19 protein-coding genes are annotated in these 20,627 nt (G+C 54.9%); 14 read left to right on the forward strand and 5 right to left on the reverse strand.

The window, feature by feature from the left end; all coding sequences use genetic code 11:
- The first annotated feature begins 1 nt into the window (after position 1).
- The 5 genes from SynBIOSU31_RS06850 to SynBIOSU31_RS06870 are packed head-to-tail and all read left to right on the forward strand — an operon-like array spanning position 2 to position 3,666.
- Positions 2 to 247: a hypothetical protein gene (locus SynBIOSU31_RS06850; RefSeq protein ID WP_186492900.1), complete on the forward strand. Its 246-nt coding sequence runs from the start codon at positions 2 to 4 to the stop codon at positions 245 to 247.
- Between the two features lie 2 nt (positions 248 to 249).
- Entirely contained in the window at positions 250 to 1,737 is a 1,488-nt protein-coding gene (locus SynBIOSU31_RS06855; RefSeq protein ID WP_186492899.1) for a cryptochrome/photolyase family protein, read from the forward strand.
- 35 nt (positions 1,738 to 1,772) lie between these two features.
- Positions 1,773 to 2,432: a protoporphyrinogen oxidase HemJ gene (gene hemJ / locus SynBIOSU31_RS06860; RefSeq protein WP_186492684.1), complete on the forward strand. Its 660-nt coding sequence runs from the start codon at positions 1,773 to 1,775 to the stop codon at positions 2,430 to 2,432.
- Entirely contained in the window at positions 2,422 to 3,078 is a 657-nt protein-coding gene (locus SynBIOSU31_RS06865; protein ID WP_186492685.1) for a PHP domain-containing protein, read from the forward strand. The genes hemJ and SynBIOSU31_RS06865 overlap by 11 nt, the downstream gene beginning before the upstream one ends.
- 27 nt (positions 3,079 to 3,105) lie before the next feature.
- A complete protein-coding gene (locus SynBIOSU31_RS06870; protein ID WP_186492686.1) occupies positions 3,106 to 3,666 on the forward strand; it encodes a hypothetical protein in 561 nt (186 codons plus the stop codon).
- Positions 3,667 to 3,675: 9 nt separating this feature from the next.
- Here the strand turns inward: SynBIOSU31_RS06870 and cobN are convergent, their stop codons facing one another.
- The gene (cobN, locus tag SynBIOSU31_RS06875) at positions 3,676 to 7,446 is read right to left on the reverse strand and encodes a cobaltochelatase subunit CobN (RefSeq protein WP_186492687.1); all 3,771 of its coding nucleotides are present in this window, start codon (positions 7,444 to 7,446) and stop codon (positions 3,676 to 3,678) included.
- 72 nt (positions 7,447 to 7,518) lie between these two features.
- On the opposite strand from cobN, the gene SynBIOSU31_RS06880 reads away from it, so the two are divergent.
- The 3 genes from SynBIOSU31_RS06880 (at position 7,519) to SynBIOSU31_RS06890 (ending at position 12,465) form a co-directional block, all read left to right on the forward strand.
- Positions 7,519 to 8,436, forward strand: coding sequence for a branched-chain amino acid transaminase (locus SynBIOSU31_RS06880; RefSeq protein ID WP_186492688.1), 918 nt, complete (start codon positions 7,519 to 7,521; stop codon positions 8,434 to 8,436).
- Positions 8,437 to 8,520: 84 nt separating this feature from the next.
- Positions 8,521 to 12,147, forward strand: coding sequence for a methionine synthase (gene metH / locus SynBIOSU31_RS06885; protein ID WP_186492689.1), 3,627 nt, complete (start codon positions 8,521 to 8,523; stop codon positions 12,145 to 12,147).
- Between the two features lie 45 nt (positions 12,148 to 12,192).
- Entirely contained in the window at positions 12,193 to 12,465 is a 273-nt protein-coding gene (locus SynBIOSU31_RS06890) for a small RNA NsiR4-regulated ssr1528 family protein (protein WP_186492690.1), read from the forward strand.
- 27 nt (positions 12,466 to 12,492) lie between these two features.
- On the opposite strand, the gene SynBIOSU31_RS06895 is transcribed toward SynBIOSU31_RS06890, so the two are convergent.
- On the reverse strand, positions 12,493 to 12,723 hold the full coding sequence (locus SynBIOSU31_RS06895) for a hypothetical protein (RefSeq protein WP_186492691.1): 231 nt from the start codon (positions 12,721 to 12,723) through the stop codon (positions 12,493 to 12,495).
- Between the two features lie 111 nt (positions 12,724 to 12,834).
- Here SynBIOSU31_RS06895 and SynBIOSU31_RS06900 point away from each other — a divergent pair, with 111 nt between their 5' ends.
- On the forward strand, positions 12,835 to 13,242 hold the full coding sequence (locus tag SynBIOSU31_RS06900; RefSeq protein ID WP_186492692.1) for a DUF2237 family protein: 408 nt from the start codon (positions 12,835 to 12,837) through the stop codon (positions 13,240 to 13,242).
- On the opposite strand, the gene SynBIOSU31_RS06905 is transcribed toward SynBIOSU31_RS06900, so the two are convergent.
- Positions 13,224 to 13,952, reverse strand: coding sequence for an SDR family NAD(P)-dependent oxidoreductase (locus tag SynBIOSU31_RS06905; RefSeq protein ID WP_186492693.1), 729 nt, complete (start codon positions 13,950 to 13,952; stop codon positions 13,224 to 13,226). The two genes, SynBIOSU31_RS06900 and SynBIOSU31_RS06905, sit on opposite strands and share 19 nt — an antisense overlap.
- 24 nt (positions 13,953 to 13,976) lie before the next feature.
- On the opposite strand from SynBIOSU31_RS06905, the gene SynBIOSU31_RS06910 reads away from it, so the two are divergent.
- From SynBIOSU31_RS06910 to SynBIOSU31_RS06920, 3 genes are read left to right on the forward strand one after another with little or no spacing between them, the layout of a single operon-like run.
- Positions 13,977 to 14,882: a SpoIID/LytB domain-containing protein gene (locus SynBIOSU31_RS06910; RefSeq protein ID WP_186492694.1), complete on the forward strand. Its 906-nt coding sequence runs from the start codon at positions 13,977 to 13,979 to the stop codon at positions 14,880 to 14,882.
- Positions 14,875 to 15,771, forward strand: a complete 897-nt coding sequence (locus SynBIOSU31_RS06915; RefSeq protein ID WP_186492695.1) for an ATP adenylyltransferase — start codon at positions 14,875 to 14,877, stop codon at positions 15,769 to 15,771. The genes SynBIOSU31_RS06910 and SynBIOSU31_RS06915 overlap by 8 nt, the downstream gene beginning before the upstream one ends.
- 47 nt (positions 15,772 to 15,818) lie before the next feature.
- Positions 15,819 to 16,412 (forward strand): sigma-70 family RNA polymerase sigma factor, encoded by a 594-nt coding sequence (locus tag SynBIOSU31_RS06920; protein ID WP_186492696.1) that lies wholly within the window; start codon positions 15,819 to 15,821, stop codon positions 16,410 to 16,412.
- Here SynBIOSU31_RS06920 and SynBIOSU31_RS06925 read toward each other — a convergent pair.
- Complete coding sequence (locus SynBIOSU31_RS06925) at positions 16,394 to 16,603, reverse strand: hypothetical protein (RefSeq protein ID WP_370593694.1); 210 nt, start codon at positions 16,601 to 16,603, stop codon at positions 16,394 to 16,396. The genes SynBIOSU31_RS06920 and SynBIOSU31_RS06925 overlap by 19 nt on opposite strands.
- Before the next feature lie 206 nt (positions 16,604 to 16,809).
- Here SynBIOSU31_RS06925 and SynBIOSU31_RS06930 point away from each other — a divergent pair, with 206 nt between their 5' ends.
- Together SynBIOSU31_RS06930 and SynBIOSU31_RS06935 are read left to right on the forward strand one after the other, a co-directional pair.
- On the forward strand, positions 16,810 to 18,333 hold the full coding sequence (locus SynBIOSU31_RS06930) for a DUF3370 family protein (RefSeq protein ID WP_186492902.1): 1,524 nt from the start codon (positions 16,810 to 16,812) through the stop codon (positions 18,331 to 18,333).
- Positions 18,334 to 18,368: 35 nt separating this feature from the next.
- Entirely contained in the window at positions 18,369 to 19,448 is a 1,080-nt protein-coding gene (locus SynBIOSU31_RS06935; RefSeq protein WP_186492697.1) for a ribbon-helix-helix protein, CopG family, read from the forward strand.
- Between the two features lie 633 nt (positions 19,449 to 20,081).
- Here SynBIOSU31_RS06935 and SynBIOSU31_RS06940 read toward each other — a convergent pair.
- Positions 20,082 to 20,576: an allophycocyanin subunit alpha-B gene (locus SynBIOSU31_RS06940; protein WP_186492698.1), complete on the reverse strand. Its 495-nt coding sequence runs from the start codon at positions 20,574 to 20,576 to the stop codon at positions 20,082 to 20,084.
- Positions 20,577 to 20,627 lie beyond the last annotated feature (51 nt).

Consider the following 20,627-nt stretch of genomic DNA (forward strand, 5'->3'; position numbering starts at 1 on the left):
GATGACTCCTGCTGTGGTCAACGCCTCGCCGGGGCTCTGCACTGGTCCGGTTTGTGCAGATGACATCACACGCAGTGCCAAGAATCACTGGCAGCTCGTGCTGAAACTCAACGACCAGCTTGGCCATCGAGAAAAGGTTGTGATGAACTGCAGAGCGGGCCAGCTCAGTCCCATGTCTGGTCCGGTGGACAGGGCTTACGCCACCTCCATCGGACGACGTGCATGTCGTCTGGCCGGGGAGGAATGAAGTTGGAGCTCACCCTCGTTTATCCGAATCAGCTGTTTGCCGATCACCCGAGCTTGAAGCCAGGCCGGCCAGTGGCCCTGATTGAGGATCCGCTCTTCTTCGGCACGGATCCGCACTGGCCGATGCAGGTGCATCGTCAGCGCTTGCTGCTGCATCGATGCTCGATGTCTGTCTATGTAGAAGGCCTTCAAGAACGGGGTTTCACAGTTCTTGAACGTCGCCACCACCAGGCAGCAGACACTCAGGGGCACCTCCAGGCTCTATTCGCCCTGGGTTACAGGCACTTCCATCTGGCGGATCCAGTTGACGATTTGCTGAGTCAACGCCTGCATCGTTTTGCTGAGCGAAACGATTGCAAGCTCAACATCAGCGCAACTCCGATGCTGCTAACACCGGATTCCGTGATCAACGAGCACTTCGCGACCGGACGCAAGCCTCTCATGGCCAAGTTCTATGAAATGCAACGTAAACGCCTAAACGTTCTTCTCGAAGCTGATGGGAGCCCGGTCGGAGGTCGTTGGAGTTTTGACGCCGACAACCGCAAAAAGCTGCCGAAAGGAATCGCTGTTCCTCAGGAACCAAAAGCCAGTTCCGCTGCTGTAGTGGATCGGTCGCGTCAGGAGTTGGAACAGGAGAACCTCCCTTTGATCGGTCGTTGGGATCTGTTCGCTTATCCGCTTGACCATGATTCTGCGGATGCCTGGTTGCAGGACTTTCTGAGCAATCGACTACGGGATTTTGGTGCCTATGAAGACGCCATCAGCACGCAGCATCGGGTGATGTGGCACAGCGTGCTGACCCCAATGCTCAATATCGGCCTGCTGACACCGCAGCAGATTCTCGATCGCACACTTCAAAGGGCCGCGGAGGGGGACGTGCCGCTCAATTCGCTCGAAGGTTTCATTCGCCAGATTATTGGCTGGCGAGAGTTCATGGCGGCGATGTACAAGCTCCATGGGGTGAAGATGCGTACCGGTAATTTCTGGAACTTCGAGGACAGGCCAATCCCCGAGGCCTTCTATCAGGGCACGACTGGTTTGCCCCCGATCGATGACGCTATTCACCATGCTTTGAATACCGGCTATTGCCATCACATCGAGCGATTGATGTTGCTGGGCAATGTGATGCTGCTTTGCGGCTTTCATCCCAACCGTGTCTACAGCTGGTTCATGGAGCTGTTCGTGGACGCCTACGACTGGGTGATGGTCCCCAATGTCTACGGGATGAGTCAATTCGCTGATGGAGGACTGTTCTCGACCAAGCCCTATCTCTCCGGATCGAATTACGTTCGCAAAATGTCGGATTACCGGAGGGGTGAGTGGTGCGAGATCTGGGATGGACTTTTCTGGAGTTTCATCAAGACACACGAGAACTTCTTCCGAAGCCAGTTCCGGCTGGCGATGATGGCTCGCAACCTGGACCGTATGGATCCGGCGGTGTTGGTCGCTCATCAACGCCGGGCTGACGGATTCTTTGAGTCGATGACCTGAACCCTGTTTATGGTCAATTCATACCGTTCCGTTTGATGTCGCTTCCTCCTGAGGCCTATCTCTGGTTCAAAACACTGCACATCGTTGGTGTGGTGGTTTGGTTTGCTGGCTTGTTCTATCTAGTGAGGCTGTTCATCTATCACGTCGAAGCTGAAGAACTGGAACCAGAGCTGCGGGTGGCGTTCCAACAGCAGTACAGCTTGATGGAGAAACGCCTTGCCAACATCATCACGACCCCAGGGATGGTGGTTGCCGTATCGATGGCGATCTGTCTGTTGATCGCTCAGCCTGCGTGGCTTCAGCAAGGCTGGATGCACGCCAAACTCGCCTTCGTGGCTGCTCTAGTGGCCTATCACGCCTTTTGCTACAGGGTGATGGCTCAGTTGCAGGCCGGTACCTTCAGTTGGAACGGAAAACAGCTGCGGGCACTGAATGAGTTGCCGACACTGCTGTTGGTGATTGTGGTGATGCTGGTGGTGTTTAAAACCCAGTTCCCTACTAGTGCTGCCACCTGGTTCATCGTTGCTTTGGTGGTCTTCATGGCGGGCTCGATTCAGTTTTACGCTCGCTGGCGCCGTCTTCGAGCTGAGGCGGCTGCAGACGAGGCTGCTGCCCACGAAGCTGCAGCACTTAAGGCAGCTAACAGTGTTGCTGGAAACGAAGCCGCCTCCACAGAGGCCACCCATGCCGGCTGATCACCATCCTTTGAGGTCTGTACTGGAGACGGTCGGTCCCGATAGCTGCCCAGGACAATTCAATTTTCATTGCCACACCCTTTGCAGTGACGGCAGTCTTGAACCTCTGGCACTGATTCAGCAGGCCTCTGCCAAAGGGCTTACCCAACTGGCTGTGACGGATCACCATTCCAGTTTGTCGTTCCAACCCATGCAGGACTGGCTCAAACAGCAGCGTGATTGCGGTCAAACGGTCCCATATCTCTGGAGCGGCATGGAAATCAGTGCAATCCTGCGCGGTTGCCTGGTTCACGTTCTTGCCCTCGGTTTCGAACCGGCTCACAGGTCACTTGCTATTTACAACCACGGTGATGCAGCTGTGGGGGAAGCACTCAGAGCCGAGAGCGTCTGTGAAGCAATTCATGATGCTGGAGGGCTGGCGATTCTTGCCCATCCAGGTCGGTACAGAGTCGGCTTCGCTGATCTGATTGATGCCGCTGCAGAACTTGGATTTGACGGAGGTGAAGCCTGGTACGACTACGACATGCAACCCCGTTGGAGCTGGTCTCCCGTGGTCTGTGAAGCCATTGATCGCCGCTTGAAGAACCTTGGCCTTTTGCGTACGTGTGGAACAGACAGTCACGGCTTAGACCTAGAAGGTCGCTAAGTTCGACGCACTTCCCTGTCTGTGGGTATGGGCCTCTTCGATCGTCTGCTTAATTCCAGCTCGGATCAAAACGAGCCCCAAACCGGTCCAAAGGCAGAGAAAGCCAAGCCGGAAGCCTTCTTCCTCGACAGCGACAAGTCTTCGTCGCTGGGAGATCGCAATTACATGCGCGAGGCCAAAACCATCCGACGTACCTTTCCTGGAACACTCGATAGTCCAGGTGGCAAAGAATTAGTCACTGAGGTCGATGCCCTGGATCTCAAGGTTGACAAGCGCACGGAGGGCCTCGGTGGTACTCAGGTGAAAGAGGAGGTGACTAGGGTCATCCAAGACGGCATTCCCAAGCCGGTGAAGAAGACCTTTGCCGAAACGATGACCCAGTCAGAGCTGGATCAGAAACTCAAAGGCAACGCTTTGATCCAAGCAGGTGTCAACGCCACGGCTGCTGCCGATGCAGCTCCATTGGCCCGTAAACAAGAGCTCAAACCCAAGGAAGAACCGAAGGCGTCCACCTCAGGTTCGCAAAAGAGTAATAAGCCAGGGTCAATCGATCCGTTCCTCTCCATGGTTCGGGACCTCAATAAATAAGTCCGCCAATCAGCGGTTGAAGTCATTTCCTTCAACCGCTCGCTCCGATTCGAGCAACAAGAGTCTGATTGCATCCAGGAGCGAGGCATCGGGGTTGGCCCAGAGACCCCTTGTCGCAGCCTCCAGACAACGTTCGGCCATGTCTCTCATGACCCAGGGGTTCCGTTGCAACAGGAAGTCTTTGACATCTTCAGCCAGCAACCAGCTTTCAGCGATTTTCTCGTAACACCAATCCGGGACTGAGCCGGTGGTGGCGTCATAGGCGAACAAATAATCAAGACTGGCACCCATCTCAAAGGCGCCCTTGTATCCGTGTTGCTTCATCCCCTCGATCCATCGGGGGTTGAGCATTCTGCTGCGGACAACCTTGTCGATCTCCCTATACAGACGATGAATCCTTAACCGCTCGCTTCGGGAGTGATCAGCAAAGAACAGTTTCGGATCTCTGCCGCTGACTCGGTTCACTGCAGCCGCTAGGCCCCCCTGGAACTGGTAGTAGTCATCAGAATCGAGTAGGTCATGTTCTCTGTTGTCCTGGTTGTGCAGAACAACCTGAACGTCCTGGAGAGCCTGTTCGAGCCCGGCTCGGTCGTTATGGGCTATCGCTTCCGCGTCATAGCGCCAGGAACTCCAGGCGAGATAAGCCTCTCCGAGCTCATCTCGCCGTTCCCACTGACCTGAGTCCATCAGGGCCTGAAGTCCAGCTCCGTACGATCCTGGTGCGGATCCAAACAGTCGGGACTGAGGTCCCTTGCTGCGTGTCACCGCTGCAAGGGGATTGTCGCTGTCGGATTCATCAAGCCCAGCGACCATGGACAGCGCACGATCGACCCAGGCAAGCAGCTGGGGGAAGGCATCCCGGAATAAACCCGACATGCGCAGAGTGACGTCGACGCGAGGGCGATCCAGCAGGGTCAGCGGAATCAACTCGAGGTCCACCATGCGCCGCGTAGGGCCATCCCAAACGGGACGCACGCCCAGTAAGGCCAACATCTGTGCAATGTCTTCACCTCCATTGCGCATCGTGGCTGTTCCCCAGACCGATAAGGCCAAATGCCGCAGTGGTTCTCCCTCTTCGAGTTCGTACAGATCCAGTAGCTGTTCGGCACTGCGACGTCCTAGATCCCAGGCCGCTTCCGTCGGTAGACCTCTCAGATCCACGGAATAAAAATTGCGCCCCGTCGGCAGCACGTCATCCCGTCCACGGGTTGGTGCACCAGAGGGACCACTGGCGATGCGTCGGCCGCCAGCTGCTGCCAGGACGGCGCGATGTTCATGACTGGCCGACTGCAGCAATCGAGGCCAGAGATCAGTCTTGATGAACTGGAGTGGACCGGGCAGGGTCTCTGAGCTCAGCAGTTGCTGAAAGCAGTTGTTCAGTGGCTTTGCAGGATCATGCGATTCCCATCCGTCGCCGTCGGTCAGCTGCAGGAGAAGCTGTTCCGCCTGATCCTCGACCCAATCCACCGCATCGCTGAGTCGCCGGGGTTGATGGCAACCATGGCGTTCAAGGATCTGGCGATCCTGATCCGACAACAGAGCTCCGTCCTCGTCCTTCCAGGGATCGCACTCAAGGCCAATACTGCGGCTCATCCACTGGGTCAGCCCTGGCCGATCAGAGGCCGGGGAGCGGGCGATTGCCAGCAACAACTCCGCCAGCTGCATTGGTTGGGGATGCTCACCCAGACGATGCAGGCCGGTCTTGATCTGTGCTTCCTTGAGCTCACATAGGTAGGTCTCAACTTGCTCCAGCAAGTCGTTGATGTCTGCTGACGAGCTTTGTTTCGCCAGGATCGTCTCGATCATTGGCCAGTTCAGATCGATCAGCAGCTGGATCAGCTGTTGTTGGATCTGAGCGCACCGGGAGGAACCAAGTTGACTCGCTTCGATGTATTCATCCAGAAGTGACTCCAGGGACAGCATGTTTCCATGCAGACCGGCCCGGCCGAGGGGTGGTGTGAGGTGGTCCAGGATCACCGCATGCCCGCGGCGTTTGGCCTGTGAACCCTCGCCCGGATCGTTGACGATGAATGGATAGAGGTGGGGGATGGCACCCAGTGCGAGTGCAGGAGCACAGCAGGGGCTGAGACCCACTGATTTCCCCGGCAGCCACTCAGCACTGCCGTGCTTGCCCACATGCAGCATCAGGTCACAGTGATGGACCTCACGTAGCCAGAGGTACTGAGCCAGATAGCGATGGGGAGGGGGCAGGTCCGGCGAATGCAGATCACTGAGCTGATCGGCGTCGTAGCCACGACTGGGCTGCACCAGAACAACCACCCGGCCGAATCGCACACCGTGGATCGCGAAGCCGAGCGGCTCAAGATCAACAGCATTCTCTGGTGGACCCCAGCGTTCCAAAATCGGTGATCTAGCTACCTCAGGCAGTGATCTCCACCAGTGCTGGTAGTGAGACAGCGGCAGATAAGTCATTGGTGGCCTGGTGTGACTTTCCGGATCGTTGGTGCGACCGTCGAGAACCTGTTGGATCAGGAGTTCTGGATCCTCCGGCAGACGCTCACCAAGATCGAACCCGTCATCGCGAAGCCAGCGGAGGATGTTGAGACAGCTGGCGGGCGTATCGAGTCCGACACCATTCGCCAGGCGGCCATTTCTGAGGGGGTAATTCGCCAAGACCAGTGCGAGTGAACGCTGTTTGGCCTCCGTAGAACGCAATCTGACCCAGGCCTTGGCGTGCTCAGCAATCCAATTCAACCCAGCATCATCAGGTTCAAGCCGTTTTACCGCCGTGCACAAACGCTCATCCGCGCGGTCCACTTCGCGAAAGGCGCCGATGCGTGTCGTGATGCGACCATCCAGCTCGGGCAGCACAACCTGAAGGGATAGATCAATGGGATCCAATCCTTGAAAGGAGTCCTGCCAGCGGTCACGGGATCGTCCGGAGCTCAGCATCTGCAGAACAGGACGATCCAGTTCATCCCAGAGGGGTGCCCCAAGTCCTGCTTCCGAGAACTGAACAGATGCAAATGACGTGGAGGTGATGACCAGCTCCACGTCCTGCTGCCGGTAAAGGTCCTTCACGGCCCTCTGTACGGCCAGATCACGCAGGCTGCTCACCCAAAGTGCTTTTGGGACCAGTCCCTGGGATCGAAGGGCTTCGAGCAGAACATCACACCAATGAACATCGGCTGATTGGCGATGGGCGCGGTACAAAAGCACGCCGATCCTCGGCCCCTCTTCCTGCCGCCAGTCGTAGGGGTCGGGATCGGGACTAGCCGTCAACGTCAGTGACGGTGGATCCGTGGCAAAAGCCTTGTCCGAAGCAGTGGAGAGAATCCATTGAAGTCCGTCGAGCCACTGTTGGAGATTGTCTGCTCCGCCTTCTCGCAGCAGCAACGCCATCGCATCACAGAAGGGCTCAGGCTGGCTACTCAGCGAATGCAGTTCACGGTCCTGCTCTGACGTTCCGGCCAACACAAGCAGCTGCCGGCCCGGTTGATTGGCAAGCCATGAGCAGCACTGCTCCAAGCCGTAGGACCAGTGACCACGACCACCGAGTAGTCGGATCACGATCAGCTGCGTCTCGCCCGTGCAGACGGCCAGGTAATGATCGATCTGGGCTGGATGTGAGAGGGAATCAAGCGGCAACGCACGGATACCGTCGTGCCAAAACGATTGCTTCTGCGTGTCCAGAACTCTTGCCAAGGCGGAGATATCCGAGCTGGCGCTGGTGAGAAACAACACCGGCGCAGTGGGTTGCTCCACGTAGGAGATCGGCCCATCGGTGTCGGCCCCTGGCAGGCTGCTTAGGCGATGCATGTCCCCATTCTCCAGAGGACAAGACGATCGGGAACTGACAAGTGAGAAGATCTGGTCAACGGACCCTCAGCGATGCATCAGTTCCTTCCCTACGCCTGGTTCCAGGGACGCTGCGTTCCTTTCGAGGAGGCCAAGGTGTCGGTTGCGACGCATGCACTGCATTACGGCACAGGAGCCTTTGGCGGGATGCGGGCCATTCCAGATCCCATCAAGCCTGGAGGAATGCTTTTGTTCCGTGCCGACCGTCATGCCAGGCGACTCTCTCAGAGCGCTCATTTGTTGATGGCTGAGCTCAGTGAAGAGACCGTGATGGAAGCGCTGACGGCCATGCTCCACGTCAATAAACCCACCAAACCGATTTATCTAAGGCCATTTGTCTACACAAGCGATCTCGGTATTGCGCCAAGACTTCACAACATCGAGACCGATTTTCTGATTTACGGGCTGGAGTTGGGTGACTATCTCTCACCGGATGGAGTGAGTTGTCGCATCAGCAGCTGGACCCGTCAGGAGGATCGTTCACTGCCCCTGCGCGGCAAAATCAGCGGGGCTTACATCACCAGCTCACTAGCGAAGTCGGAGGCTGTCGCCAGTGGATTTGACGAAGCTCTGCTGATGAACACTCGCGGCAAGGTGAGCGAGGCCAGTGGTATGAACCTGTTCATCGTGCGTGACGGCCAGCTGATCACCCCTGGCGTAGACCAGGACATTCTTGAGGGGATCACGCGGGCCAGCGTGATTGAACTGGCCAAGGGCATGGGTATTGATGTGATCGAGCGACCTGTTGATAAGACCGAGCTGTTCATTGCTGATGAAGTGTTCCTGACAGGAACTGCTGCCAAGATCACTCCGATCCGTCAACTTGAAACAACGGTTCTCTCCCAACAGAGACCGCTGATGGAAGCACTTCGATCCAAGCTGGTCGCCATCACGGAGGGCCGTGATGAGCAGTACGCGCACTGGATTACCCGTATTGAACTCGAGAGCTGAACCTAGAGTCGTCTGTGGCTCTGGCTTCAGAGGGGGGATCTGACGCCCGGCATTTCTTAGAATGAATTCACCGATCCAGTGGTGATGCAGGCAGTTCAGACGAAATCCATCACCGAATCGTCCCGCTTCCTGAAGCGTCTGCACGATCCCAGTCGTCCCGTTCTGGTCTTTGACGGTGCCACCGGCACCTCCCTGCAGCAGATGGATTTGTCTGCCGATGATTTCGGCGGTGAAGTTCTCGAGGGTTGCAACGAAAACCTTGTGATCACGCGCCCGGATGCGGTGCAGGCTGTGCATCGCCAGTTTCTTGAGGCTGGTTGTGATGTGATCGAGACAGATACGTTCGGCGCAGCGTCTGTGGTGTTGGTGGAATATGACCTGGAAGATCAGGCGTTTGTTCTCAATAAACGTGCAGCGGAGCTGGCTCGTGAGCTGGCTGATGAATACAGCACTGCGGATAAGCCGCGCTTTGTTGCCGGTTCGATGGGGCCAACCACGAAGCTCCCCACCCTCGGTCACATTGATTTCGACACGCTACGAGCCTCCTTTTGTGAACAGGCAGCAGGGCTGATTGCCGGTGATGTGGATCTGTTCATCATCGAGACCTGCCAGGACGTGCTTCAGATCAAAGCAGCTCTTCAGGGTGTTGAGGACGCCTTTGAAGCCAGTGGCGAACGGCGTCCGCTGATGGTTTCCGTAACGATGGAAACCACGGGAACCATGTTGGTTGGCTCTGATATCGCAGCCGTGGTCTCGATTCTTGAACCGTTTCCGATTGACGTGCTCGGTTTGAACTGTGCCACCGGTCCTGAGCAGATGAAGGAGCACATCAAGTATCTGGCCGAGTACTCGCCCTTTGTGGTGAGCTGCATTCCCAATGCCGGACTTCCCGAGAACATCGGCGGCGTTGCCCACTACAGGCTCACTCCCATTGAGCTGAAAATGCAGCTCATGCACTTCGTGGAGGATCTTGGCGTTCAGGTAATCGGGGGCTGTTGCGGTACTACCCCTGCCCATATCAAAGCGCTTTCAGAAATTTCCGACGAACTGAAACCGGCCAACAGGACAGTGAGGACTCATCACCTTGAACGCCAGCAGTTGGGTTATGAGCCGGCGGCAGCTTCTCTCTATGGGGCCACTCCTTACTTCCAGGACAACTCCTTCCTGATCATTGGCGAGCGACTCAATGCGAGCGGTTCAAGAAAGGTGCGTGAGCTGCTCAATGAAGAAGATTGGGATGGCCTTGTTGGATTGGCACGGGGCCAGTTGAAAGAGAACGCACATGTACTCGATGTGAACGTCGACTATGTGGGACGCGACGGTGAGAAAGATATGCATGAACTGGTGACTCGTGTGGTCACCAATGTGAATCTGCCTCTGATGCTCGACTCAACTGAGTGGCAGAAAATGGAGGCAGGACTGAAAGTTGCTGGCGGAAAATGCATCCTCAATTCCACGAATTATGAAGATGGGGATGAGCGCTTTTTCAAAGTACTCGAATTGGCTCGCCGTTATGGCGCAGCTGTGGTGATTGGCACCATTGATGAAGAAGGAATGGCGCGAACTGCTAAGAAAAAAGTCGCAATCGCAAAACGGGCTTACAGAGATGCTGTTGAGTTTGGTATTCCGGCTCGGGAAATTTTTTATGACCCTCTCGCACTCCCTATTTCAACGGGGATTGAGGAAGACCGGCGCAATGCAATTGAGACTATTGAGTCGATTCGCAGAATTCGCAGCGAATTGCCAGGAGTTCATATTGTTCTCGGGGTCTCGAATGTCAGCTTTGGTCTATCTCCAGCTGCGAGGATTACGCTGAATTCAGTTTTCCTTCATGACTGCTGCGAGGCAGGAATGGATGCGGCAATTGTTTCTCCCGTGAAGATTCTTCCTCTCATCAAAATTGAGGAGGATCATCAGCAGGTTTGTCGCGACTTGATCAACGATTCGCGCCGCTTTGATGGTGATGTTTGCATCTATGATCCACTCACAGAGCTCACCACACTGTTTGAAGGTGTCAGCACCAAAGAGGCCCGCTCCTCTGGTCCTTCTTTAGCAGATCTTCCTGTTGAGGAAAGACTAAAGCAGCATATTATTGATGGTGAACGGATCGGACTTGAAGAGGCTCTCAATGAGGGTCTTGAGAATTACAAACCTCTTGAAATCGTCAATACTTTCCTTCTCAATGGAATGAAGGTTGTTGGAGAGCTTTTTGGCTCAGGTCAGATGCAACTTCCTTTCGTATTGCAATCTGCTGAAACGATGAAATCTGCAGTCGCTTTTCTCGAGCCGCACATGGAGAAAAGTGATGGCGAGCGGTCGGCGAAGGCAAAATTCCTGATTGCCACAGTGAAGGGTGATGTTCATGATATTGGCAAAAATCTTGTAGATATCATCCTTACTAATAACGGTTACGAGGTGATCAATTTAGGAATCAAGCAAGATGTTGGAGCCATCATTGCTGCTCAGGAGCAACATCAGGCTGATTGCATTGCCATGAGTGGACTTCTTGTGAAATCCACCGCGTTTATGAAGGACAATCTCTCGGCCTTCAATGAAGCTGGAATCAACGTTCCAGTTGTGTTGGGCGGAGCTGCTTTAACGCCCCGATTTGTCAATAAAGACTGCAGTGAGGTTTACAACGGCAAGGTTCTCTATGGCAGGGACGCTTTCACGGATCTGCGTTTCATGGATGCCTTTGTTGATGCCCGTGAGTCCGAGTCGTGGGACAACGAAAAAGGGTTCCTGAATGGCACCCCAGACGGCCTGACCCTCGGGGGTGAATCAGGTTCCCACTCTGAGCCCGCTACAGCTGACGATTCGAATCCGACTGAAAATGCCAAAGAGGTCAAAGCAGACCTTGTCCCGGTCAGTTTCGTTCGATCCGACACCGTGCCTGAGGAAGAGGCTGTTCAGCCTTCTTTTCTGGGTCCGAAGGTGTTGCAAGGTGAGGCAGACATCCCTCTTCCTGAGGTGATGGCCTATCTCGACCGACAAGCCCTGTTTGCCGGACAATGGCAGATGCGCAAAGTCAAAGGTCAGTCAAGGGAAGACTATGAGGCTGATCTGCAGATCAAAGCAGAACCGGTTCTACAGGCCTGGCTTCAACGCTCAATCGACGAAAGCCTCCTGCACCCCTCTGTTGCCTATGGATATTTCCCCTGCGGACGTGAGGGCAACGATGTTGTTGTGTTCGATCCGGACGGATCCCGTCAGCTCGGGCGTTTTTCATTACCGCGTCAGCGTGGTGGGAATCGCTATTGCATTGCCGATTTCTACAGAGACCTCGCTGATGGGGGGCCCAGCGATGTTCTGCCCATGCAAGCGGTCACCATGGGGGAACAGGCTTCAGTCTTCGCTCAACAGCTGTTCGAGGCTGATTCCTACAGCGATTACCTGTTCTTCCATGGATTGGCTGTCCAGATGGCCGAAGCCTTGGCCGAATGGACCCATGCACGCGTGAGGCGTGAATGCGGTTTTGCTGATCCCGAGGGGATGCAGCTCAAGGATGTGTTGGCTCAGCGCTACCGAGGCAGTCGTTACTCCTTCGGTTACCCGGCATGTCCCAACGTTGCGGATTCACGGCAGCAGTTGCTGTGGCTCGGCGCTGATCGTGTCGGCCTGAGCATGGATGAAGGTGACCAGCTGCATCCGGAACAGAGCACTACTGCCCTCGTTGCGTTGCACAGCAAAGCTCGTTATTTCAGCGCCTGAGCAAGAACGCTGCTGCAGACTGCAGCCTTCTTCAACTGCATCACCATGGATCTCAGTGGGCCCGGCGCCATCGATGAAGCGATCAATGCAGGGATCGATCTGGATGGATCTCCTCTGCCCGCTCAGATGTTGACGCTTTACAAGGAGGTCATGACCCTTGAAAGCCAGCGCAAGCGCAGTGGGGTGCGCAAATCGATGCGGAATCGGGTGGTCAAGACTGGATCCAAGCATTTTGATCAGGCAACACTCAATCAGCGCCTGATCGATGCTGGCTGGGAGGGCCTCAAGGCCAAGGAGATCAGCTTCTTCTACGGCTGACCCAAGTCTCTGATGGAGCTCTGCCGATCATTCCTGGGAGAGCTTTTCCATCGTGTCGATCACTTCCTGCTGAAATTCGTCGAGTGCGCTTGACTCGCTGAGGTCGATTCCCTCTCCAGCAGCATTCTGGGACAGGTCCTGGAAGTGGAGTGCCCCCTCACCATTGGCAAGAAACTCAATCGCCGAGGGTTCCCCGCTTTCGCGGAAGGCGTCGCAGAGGGCGATGAACGCTGCGTCTTCAGTGAACTCCCAATCCATCGAGGAGGCATAACTGATTGACCTTTACAGCCTCGCCCCCGGGATCCGTCAACCATCTTGTCTCGGAATGTGCCACTCCTTCGGCAGACTCCTCATGGATTCCATGGCTTCATGAGCTCTGAAACATTGCCCGAGATCAAAGGCCAGACCAATGATTTGAACGTATTAGGCAACCCTTTGGAAGTGTGCAGTTGTCAACCAATGACCGGGTGGTTCAGAGATGGACACTGTCGAACCAATGTGGGGGACCTTGGACGTCACAGCGTCTGCTGCGTGATGACGGAAAGCTTTCTCAGCTACAGCAGTGCCCAGGGCAATGATCTGAGTACCCCGATGCCTGAGTTTGGTTTTCCAGGTCTTCAACCTGGAGATCACTGGTGTGTGTGTGCACCTCGATGGAAGGAAGCCCATGACGATGGAATGGCTCCGCCGGTTCTGTTGAACTCCACTGAGAGCAGCACCGTTGAGATCATTCCACTGGAGATTCTCAAAAAGCATGCTCACCAAGGAATGTCCTGACCATCCCAGGCGAGAAACCGACCGCTGTCGGTTGGTGTTTGATGCAGCAGGACATCTAGGAGATGCCCTGCTGCCCTTTCAGGGCTGAACAGCTTCTCTTTGGGTACAAAGCTCTGAAAAGGCTGCGAAAGGGCTGTGTCTGTCGTTCCAGGGTGCAGAAGAGTCACGGTGGCAAGCGGCAGTCGCCGACCCCACTCAAGACTCAGACAACGCAGCATCATGTTCTGCGCAGCCTTGGCACCGCGATAGGCATACCAACCTCCACTGCGGTTATCGCTAATGCTGCCGACCCTGGCACTCAGGCTCGCGAAATGAAAGGGTCTGTCTCTGGTCAAGACAGGCTCGACTGACTTGGCCAGCAGCAATGGTCCGGCCGCGTTGATGGCAAATGAATCGAGCAGAGCAGATTGCTCAGCATGTTGAAGCCGTTTTTCAGGTTGGTACGAAGGACCGTGGAGACGACCGGTCGCATTGATCACAACTCTCAGCGGCTGGGAATCGGCAATCAGCTGTTCGGTCAGTTGGCTGAGACTGTCCGGACATTGGAGGTCAACGGTCCAGATGTCATTCGACAACGGATGACGGGTCGCCAGCGTCACCTCCAGTGATGGATGGCGACGTGCAAGCTCCATACTCAATGCCCGGCCGATTCCGCCGGCTCCAACCACCAAAGCTCGTCCTTGCCAGCTATCGGTGCACATTTCAGGCATGATTCGAACGCCGTCTCAGCGGGTATGCGACACGTTCGACCACTGTTGCTGACTCTGACGGCGAGTGCGGGGCTTGCCGCATTGATCGCTTGGTCCAATAGTGCTGTGCGCTTCAAAACAGCCAGTCAAGACACAGAGGCTCTGCTTAGCGCATTGTTCGATGCTGAAGCTCAGCGCAACAACCAGAAGCATCAGCAGAAAACTGGATCTGTCCCTGCGGTGCTTCCCCAGACGAAGACCGTGGATCCTCAGGTACGCATCGCCTTGTTGAGTCAGAGTCCCTTGAGGCAAGTCAAGACTCAGAACGGAGCTGACTGCAGGAATCAGGGTGGGATCCCTGTTCAGCCAGAGGTCATCAATGAAATGCTCGCCAAGTCAACCACCGGTCTTGTGAGTTGCGGAGGTACTCGTGGATCGGTGCTTGTGAACGGTCGTGCCTACGAAGGAATCATTTATCTGCTCAACAGGGGGCAGGGATGGCTCGCCATCAACCAAATCAACCTTGAGCGCTATGTGGCTTCCGTTGTTGGAGCTGAAATGCCCAGTCACTGGAATGGTGAAGCTCTCAAGGCTCAGGCCGTAGCCGCTCGCTCCTATGGCCTTGTTCATATGCTCCGCCCAGCGGCCAGCGACTGGAACCTTGGAGATACGACCCGCTGGCAGGCTTACGCCGGAAGAACAACCAGCAGCGATTCAACGATTCAGGCCACTGAATTAACACGAGGACTGGTGTTGAGCTTTAAAGGAGGCTTGGTTGAGTCGTTGTATGCAGCCACTCAAAAAATCTCTGATGAAGCGCACGGACATCTTGGTGCAAGCATGAGTCAGCATGGTGCTCAGGAGCTGGCACAACAGGGGCTTCGATTCAACGAGATCCTTGGCAGGTATTACGCCGGTGCATCGCTGGCAAGGATCAAATCCGATGGGTGAGAAGCATTTCTGGTCGAAGGCCCTGGAGCGCTCTGAACAAGCCAGGAGCTGTGGTGCTCTGGTTCCTCTCAGTACGTCCACCATCGAGTTCTCGGGGCCCAGTGCGGAGCAGTTCGAACTGCGGCAGCTGAATGCCGCACTTCCAAAACATCACAGGCCAGAAGGGCCCAAACCCAACCCTTTTCGTCCCTGGGACGCGCAACTGGAGATCGAACGCATCTACCACAGTCATGTTTTGATCCTCAACAAATACCCCGTTCAGTGCGGGCACATGCTGCTCATCACCCAAGGCTGGGCATCCCAAATCAACTGGCTTCAACCTGATGATTGGCGTGCCCTGGTGCGGGTCGACCGGGACAGCACAGGTCTGTGGTTCTTCAACAGCGGTCCCAGAGCCGGCGCAAGTCAGCCCCATCGTCATCTTCAGCTGTTGCCCCGTCACCCCGGGGAGCGCATCTGCCCGCGACTGTCCTGGTTTACGGATCGACTGCAAATGCCAGCTGCCACGACGGACAACGGTCAGATCACCGATCCGCTGGTCAAGAGCTGTGTCATCGCTCAACGTCCCCAATCAAGAAATCCAGACGTCGAGGCTGATCTCCTCCACGATCTCTATCGCTCACTGGCCAAACGATTAGGACTCGGTGATCAGTCCACACATCAGCCTCCCGCCGTTCCTTACAACTTGCTATTGACCGAAAAATGGATGGCGTTGATCAAACGCAGTCAAGACCAAGACAAGGGATTCAGTGTCAACGCACTGGGATTTGCTGGTTATCTGCTCGCGACCCAACGTTCAGATCTGACTTGGCTTCAGAACCACGGTGGTGAACAGTTGCTCAGGCAGGTTGTTCCGGACCTCAGTGGTTTCACGGATGCAGTGAACTGATCGGTGATGTCTGCCTGAAGGAGTCCATCGCTCCATTCGAACGACCCATGAACAGACAGACGACGAGACGAAATGCACGGGTTGAGACCCACATGCTGCTTGTGAAACCATTGGCCAAACGTTACGCGGCAAAAACAGGTCAAGATCCAGACGATCTTCAGCAAGTCGGTTTGCTGGGTTTACTTAGGGCCGCTGAACGCTATGAAGGCGAAAGAGACATTCCATTCCCCGTCTTCGCACGACCGCATATCAGGGGGGCGATTCTGCACTATTTGCGGGATAAAGCCGCGATGATCCGACTTCCTCGCGCCGTCCAAATCAGCAATCGGGACACTGGCGCGGGATTTAATGCGGCCTCGCAACAACGCCGATTCATACCGCTTGAAGAAGAACTGATCAGCCAAGCGATTGATCAGGGCAACGTCTTGGATCAAATGGAACGACGGCAGAAACTGGAACAAGCCATGCATCGATTAACCAGAAACGAACAGGGGGCTCTGGTGGAGGTGATCCTCAAAGGGCGAAGCCTGAGAGACGTGGCTCAACAAACTGGCGTCAGCGCCATGACCGTTCAGCGCCGTGTCAAGCGCGGGCTTACACAGCTGCGTGAACAACTCAGTGTTCAGCTGGAGCTGGCCTGATCTCGTTCGATCTGCTGTTCAAGAGTGCTGATCGCGGCCGTCACAGCTGCGATCTGACGCTCGAGCCCATCACGCCAGAAGCGCATCATGCGCAGTTTGCGCTCCTGGTGATGACGCTGCCATTCTCCGTCTGCGCATGGGGAGCAGCCAAAAGGAGGAAACATCTGCGGGGTGTCAATAACTGGTGCCATCCTGGCCAAAAAGGGCCCATCACCGCGTCATCGAAATCGCTTGGCGGTTTTTCCTCTGGCGATTAAGTTTGGAACTTGAGCCCTTCCAGGCCGCCAGTCACCAGTCGCGAGTGTCTCACCGAATCCCAGCACTGGTCTTAATTGGCGTCTCGGTTGGGGCGTTTGCGACCGAGTTTGTCAGGCCGGTAGAGGCCTACGTGCCGCTCATGGCCGGTCAGCGTGCAAGGCCTCTGAACGGGAGCTTCAACAATGTGCCCGTACTGCACTCGAATCAACCTGAGATTGTCAAGGGACCAGGAATCCTGGTTAACACTTCACCGGGCAGCTCAATCGCCGCTGAAACCAATCAACCTCTGAGGAATTCCACTTTCGCGTTCAACGGTGAATTTGGAGTGCATATGCATCACAAATATTACCCGCAGGATTCCAGCAAACTTGGAGGTCGTAGAGCTAGAGGCCTACTCACTGTTGCAGCCATTGCCATCAATCCCAGTTCAAAACCGGTAACTCTGCGGTTCAAAAGAGGTTCAGTAAAAAACAGTTTCGAGGCGCCATATCATCCCAATAAATTGATGGGGGTAAAGCCGTTAGGCCCCAGGCCCTGGAACACTGGTCCTGGAGATGCGACAGCTGTTCAGATTCTTCGTGGCGAACTTGATCGCAAGCTTTCTAGAGAAATTATCATTCCTCCAAACAGCCGCAAAGTGATCGTCAGTACTATTCTTCCTGCTCGCGGGATCATGAATGGTCTTTTGCGTGGCACAAGCGACGGCCCCTTTCATATGGCCGTGATTGCAGCGGAGGAAACTCAAGACGAAAGTGCACTGATTGCTGTACTTGATCGAGGTCAACTTGCGCCTGGAAGAATCTATCTCAATCGAATTCGTGAAATTCAGTCAGGTCAGGTTTTCTCACGGGTTGCAGGAGTTGCACTTGGCGATGAATATAAAGCTTCGATTCAGCATGATCTTTCTCAAGGCGCATTGCATGTGCCTTTGACTAGCACTCGAAAGCATCATTTCGGAACTCGTGATATCCAGGTCAATCAACTTAGTACCCGTATGGTTGATTCAGCTGTCAACAATATTGGTACTTATGGGGTTCGTTTTGACGTTGAACTGAACCTGGCGGGAGAGGGGGCACATGAACTTGTTCTCAGTCACCCTGTTGCTTCCGGCCGCTCACAATTCACAGCGTTCCGTGGATCGATCGGTATCAGAACTGATCAGGGCTATCAGGAGGTTCATGTCGGCATGCGCTCAGGGCAAAGCCTCTCCATTGCTGATCTTGATCTCAAACGTGGAGCAGTCAACCCTGTCATGGTGAGTGTTGTTTATCCAGCCGATGCCACGCCGGGTCATCTGCTCAGCGTGGTTCCGGTCACTCAGCTGGCCATGCTGCGTGAACGTCAACAGATGCTTGAAGCGGCTCGCAAGGCGCAAGCTGAAGCGAAGACACGACAAGTCAAGCCTGAAGTAGCGCCACCGGCGGTTCATGCGCAACCTGTTCCAGGGGTGAGGCCTGCCGCGCTTGTCGCTAAGCCCGTTCAAAAGCCTGCCAGAACCACCGCAACTCCACCCCCTCCAGTTCTTGTATCGCCAAGAGGTGGAACGAATGCCATGCCTCCTGCGATGATCATGCCGTCAAGAGTGAACAGCAGCCTCGAGCAGCGTTACCGTGACGCCATCCGTGCCCAACAGGAATGGTTGCGTCGACTGCAGGGTCGATAATCAAACCTGCTTGACGGTCAGAACGTCACAGCCTTATGAGCGGCAAGCGCATCAGCCTGGAATTACCCGAGGAGCTCGTCGACCAGATTGATCAGCTTCGCAAGGACTGGAAGACCCGGTCCAGAGGGGAATGTCTCCGTCGGCTGCTTGAGGAGATTTTTCAACCAGACGACGGTCAAGATGAAGAATCTGAAGCGCTGATTGATCCACGGATTGATCAGGTTTCGGAGGGCACAGCGGTGCCAGCTGCTTTAGACGCTGAGGAGGGTTCCAAGGCTCTACTTGTCACAGAACCGAGTCAGCAACCTCGATACGATGAGGATCGCGCCATTGTCCTGGTGGGTTCAGCCGGTGGGCTTGATACGACACGCCACGACGATCGACCCATCGAACCACTACCACCGACCCGCAGTGCAGCACCCGTTGGCGTTGGTATTGATTTGCCCGGTTTCGTTCGTAAGCGCAGCACTGCGATTCGCGAAAGCCTGACACCACGGAGTCAACCCACGACGGAGATTCCGCTTGTGCCTGTGATCAGCGATGAACAGATCAAAGATTGGTTTGATGTGGCTTTGAACCATTGGCTCAATCTTTATGGCTCCAACCCCGGCCCCACCGTGATGGAGGCTGTGATGCTCTGGATGGCCCGTGACATCTGGCCCCATATCGATGGATCTGAGGGACGCACATTTACTTGGAGTCAGGTCAATCTTTCCATGATGGAATTTTGCAAAAGCTGGATGGTTCCTTCTCCTCGCTTTGAGCAGGTAATTGTTGCTGCCGCAGTGCTTGAAGATCCGTTCGCCAGCGCTTCAGTGCAAGATCGCATCCCAACACTGATTCGTCGTTTCGTCAGTCGGTTTAAACGGAGCCGTAAGGTCACATCCTTCGAAACACTTGAATCCACGATGACCCTGCATGGGGCACTCAAACAACTCGAGTTGCCTACACAGGCTGGTCAGTCTTTGACATTACGTTCGATCCGGGATGCCTACAAACGCAAAGCTGTTGAGTTTCACCCTGACTCTGGAGGTTCAACCGATGCCATGCGCCGCTTAAACGAGGCCTACCAGATGCTGAAAGAGCTTTATCGCCAAAAAGAACAGTCTCAGTAGTCTTAGCTGAGCTTTGCGATGAGACCCGTTAGTGGTCTCAATTAAGACTCATGGAATTGAAGGTAATTCCTCCTTAGGGCTTCTGATTTGAAAAGTCCAACGGGTTTCTATCAAGATCAATTTTTTTCATCGTTTTATTTGTGCCCTTGATTGGTTACAAGGTGAATTTGAAACGCAATTCTTTGCTCGACCCCATCTGCGCGAGGCAACCGGAAAGCCTCGGCCCATGTCCAGAGGGCCAATTAGTCTGTCCACCGTCTTCCCTGAAGACCCCTGAGGCCAGTGAGAAGGGGCTTTTGTCTGCCTGCGTCTCTGCTATTGACACAGTGACGCAAGCACTTCCTGTCGGCCAAAGAGAGTTACGAGCGAATTGACAGATCAAAAGGTATCGCTGATGCCGACGAATTAATCGTGGCCCTGGAGGCGAGTTATGAGGTGTTGGGAGTCTCGTATGCAACTAACTCGAGACTGTGTTTGCGTCTTATTTGCGACAAGAGAAACAGGAGCAAAGAGGTCTTAAGAGCTCAGCCGAGCATCTCAATCAAGACTCAGCTTAAGTCTTACGAAGAGACTCATTTAAGACGTGAGAAAGTTGTTGTGATTGACTCTAAGGAAGACAATTCAGTTGACTAATCAAGTACTGGTCTGCATTCCTTTGATTAAATAATCAAAATAAGGACCTGCAATTTTTTGCTGCTCATCTGAAAGAAGTACCAAGGAGGCCTCTCTCATGCAACGCATGGCATCTACCATGCCAGGCATGGGGACTCCCAGACTGTTGTACATCTCACGGGCGCCAATTAAACCGATCTGCTCAATCATGTCGGTGCTACCCGCAAGAACTCCATAAGTGACCAGCCTCAGATACCAGCTGTAATCACGCAGGCACTGGGCTCGCTGTTTTTGCCCATAAGCGTTGCCGCCAGGGGCAACATATTCAGGTCGCAGACCGAACAATTGGCGTGCTGACTCATCAACGATCTTCTTTTCGCTATCGGTGAGGATCCGTACCACAGACAGACGAACAGCACCCTGACTGAGGTACTCGACCATCGAGCGAAGCTCACCACTGCTCGGGTAACGCAGATCGTCATCCGCCTGGAGGATCAGATCCCTTACAACGCTCATGACGGCTGGCATGCTGGAAACAGTTTAAGGGGCATGAACCCCAGTCATGGG

This window comes from Synechococcus sp. BIOS-U3-1 (assembly GCF_014279975.1).
Classification (GTDB): domain Bacteria; phylum Cyanobacteriota; class Cyanobacteriia; order PCC-6307; family Cyanobiaceae; genus Synechococcus_C.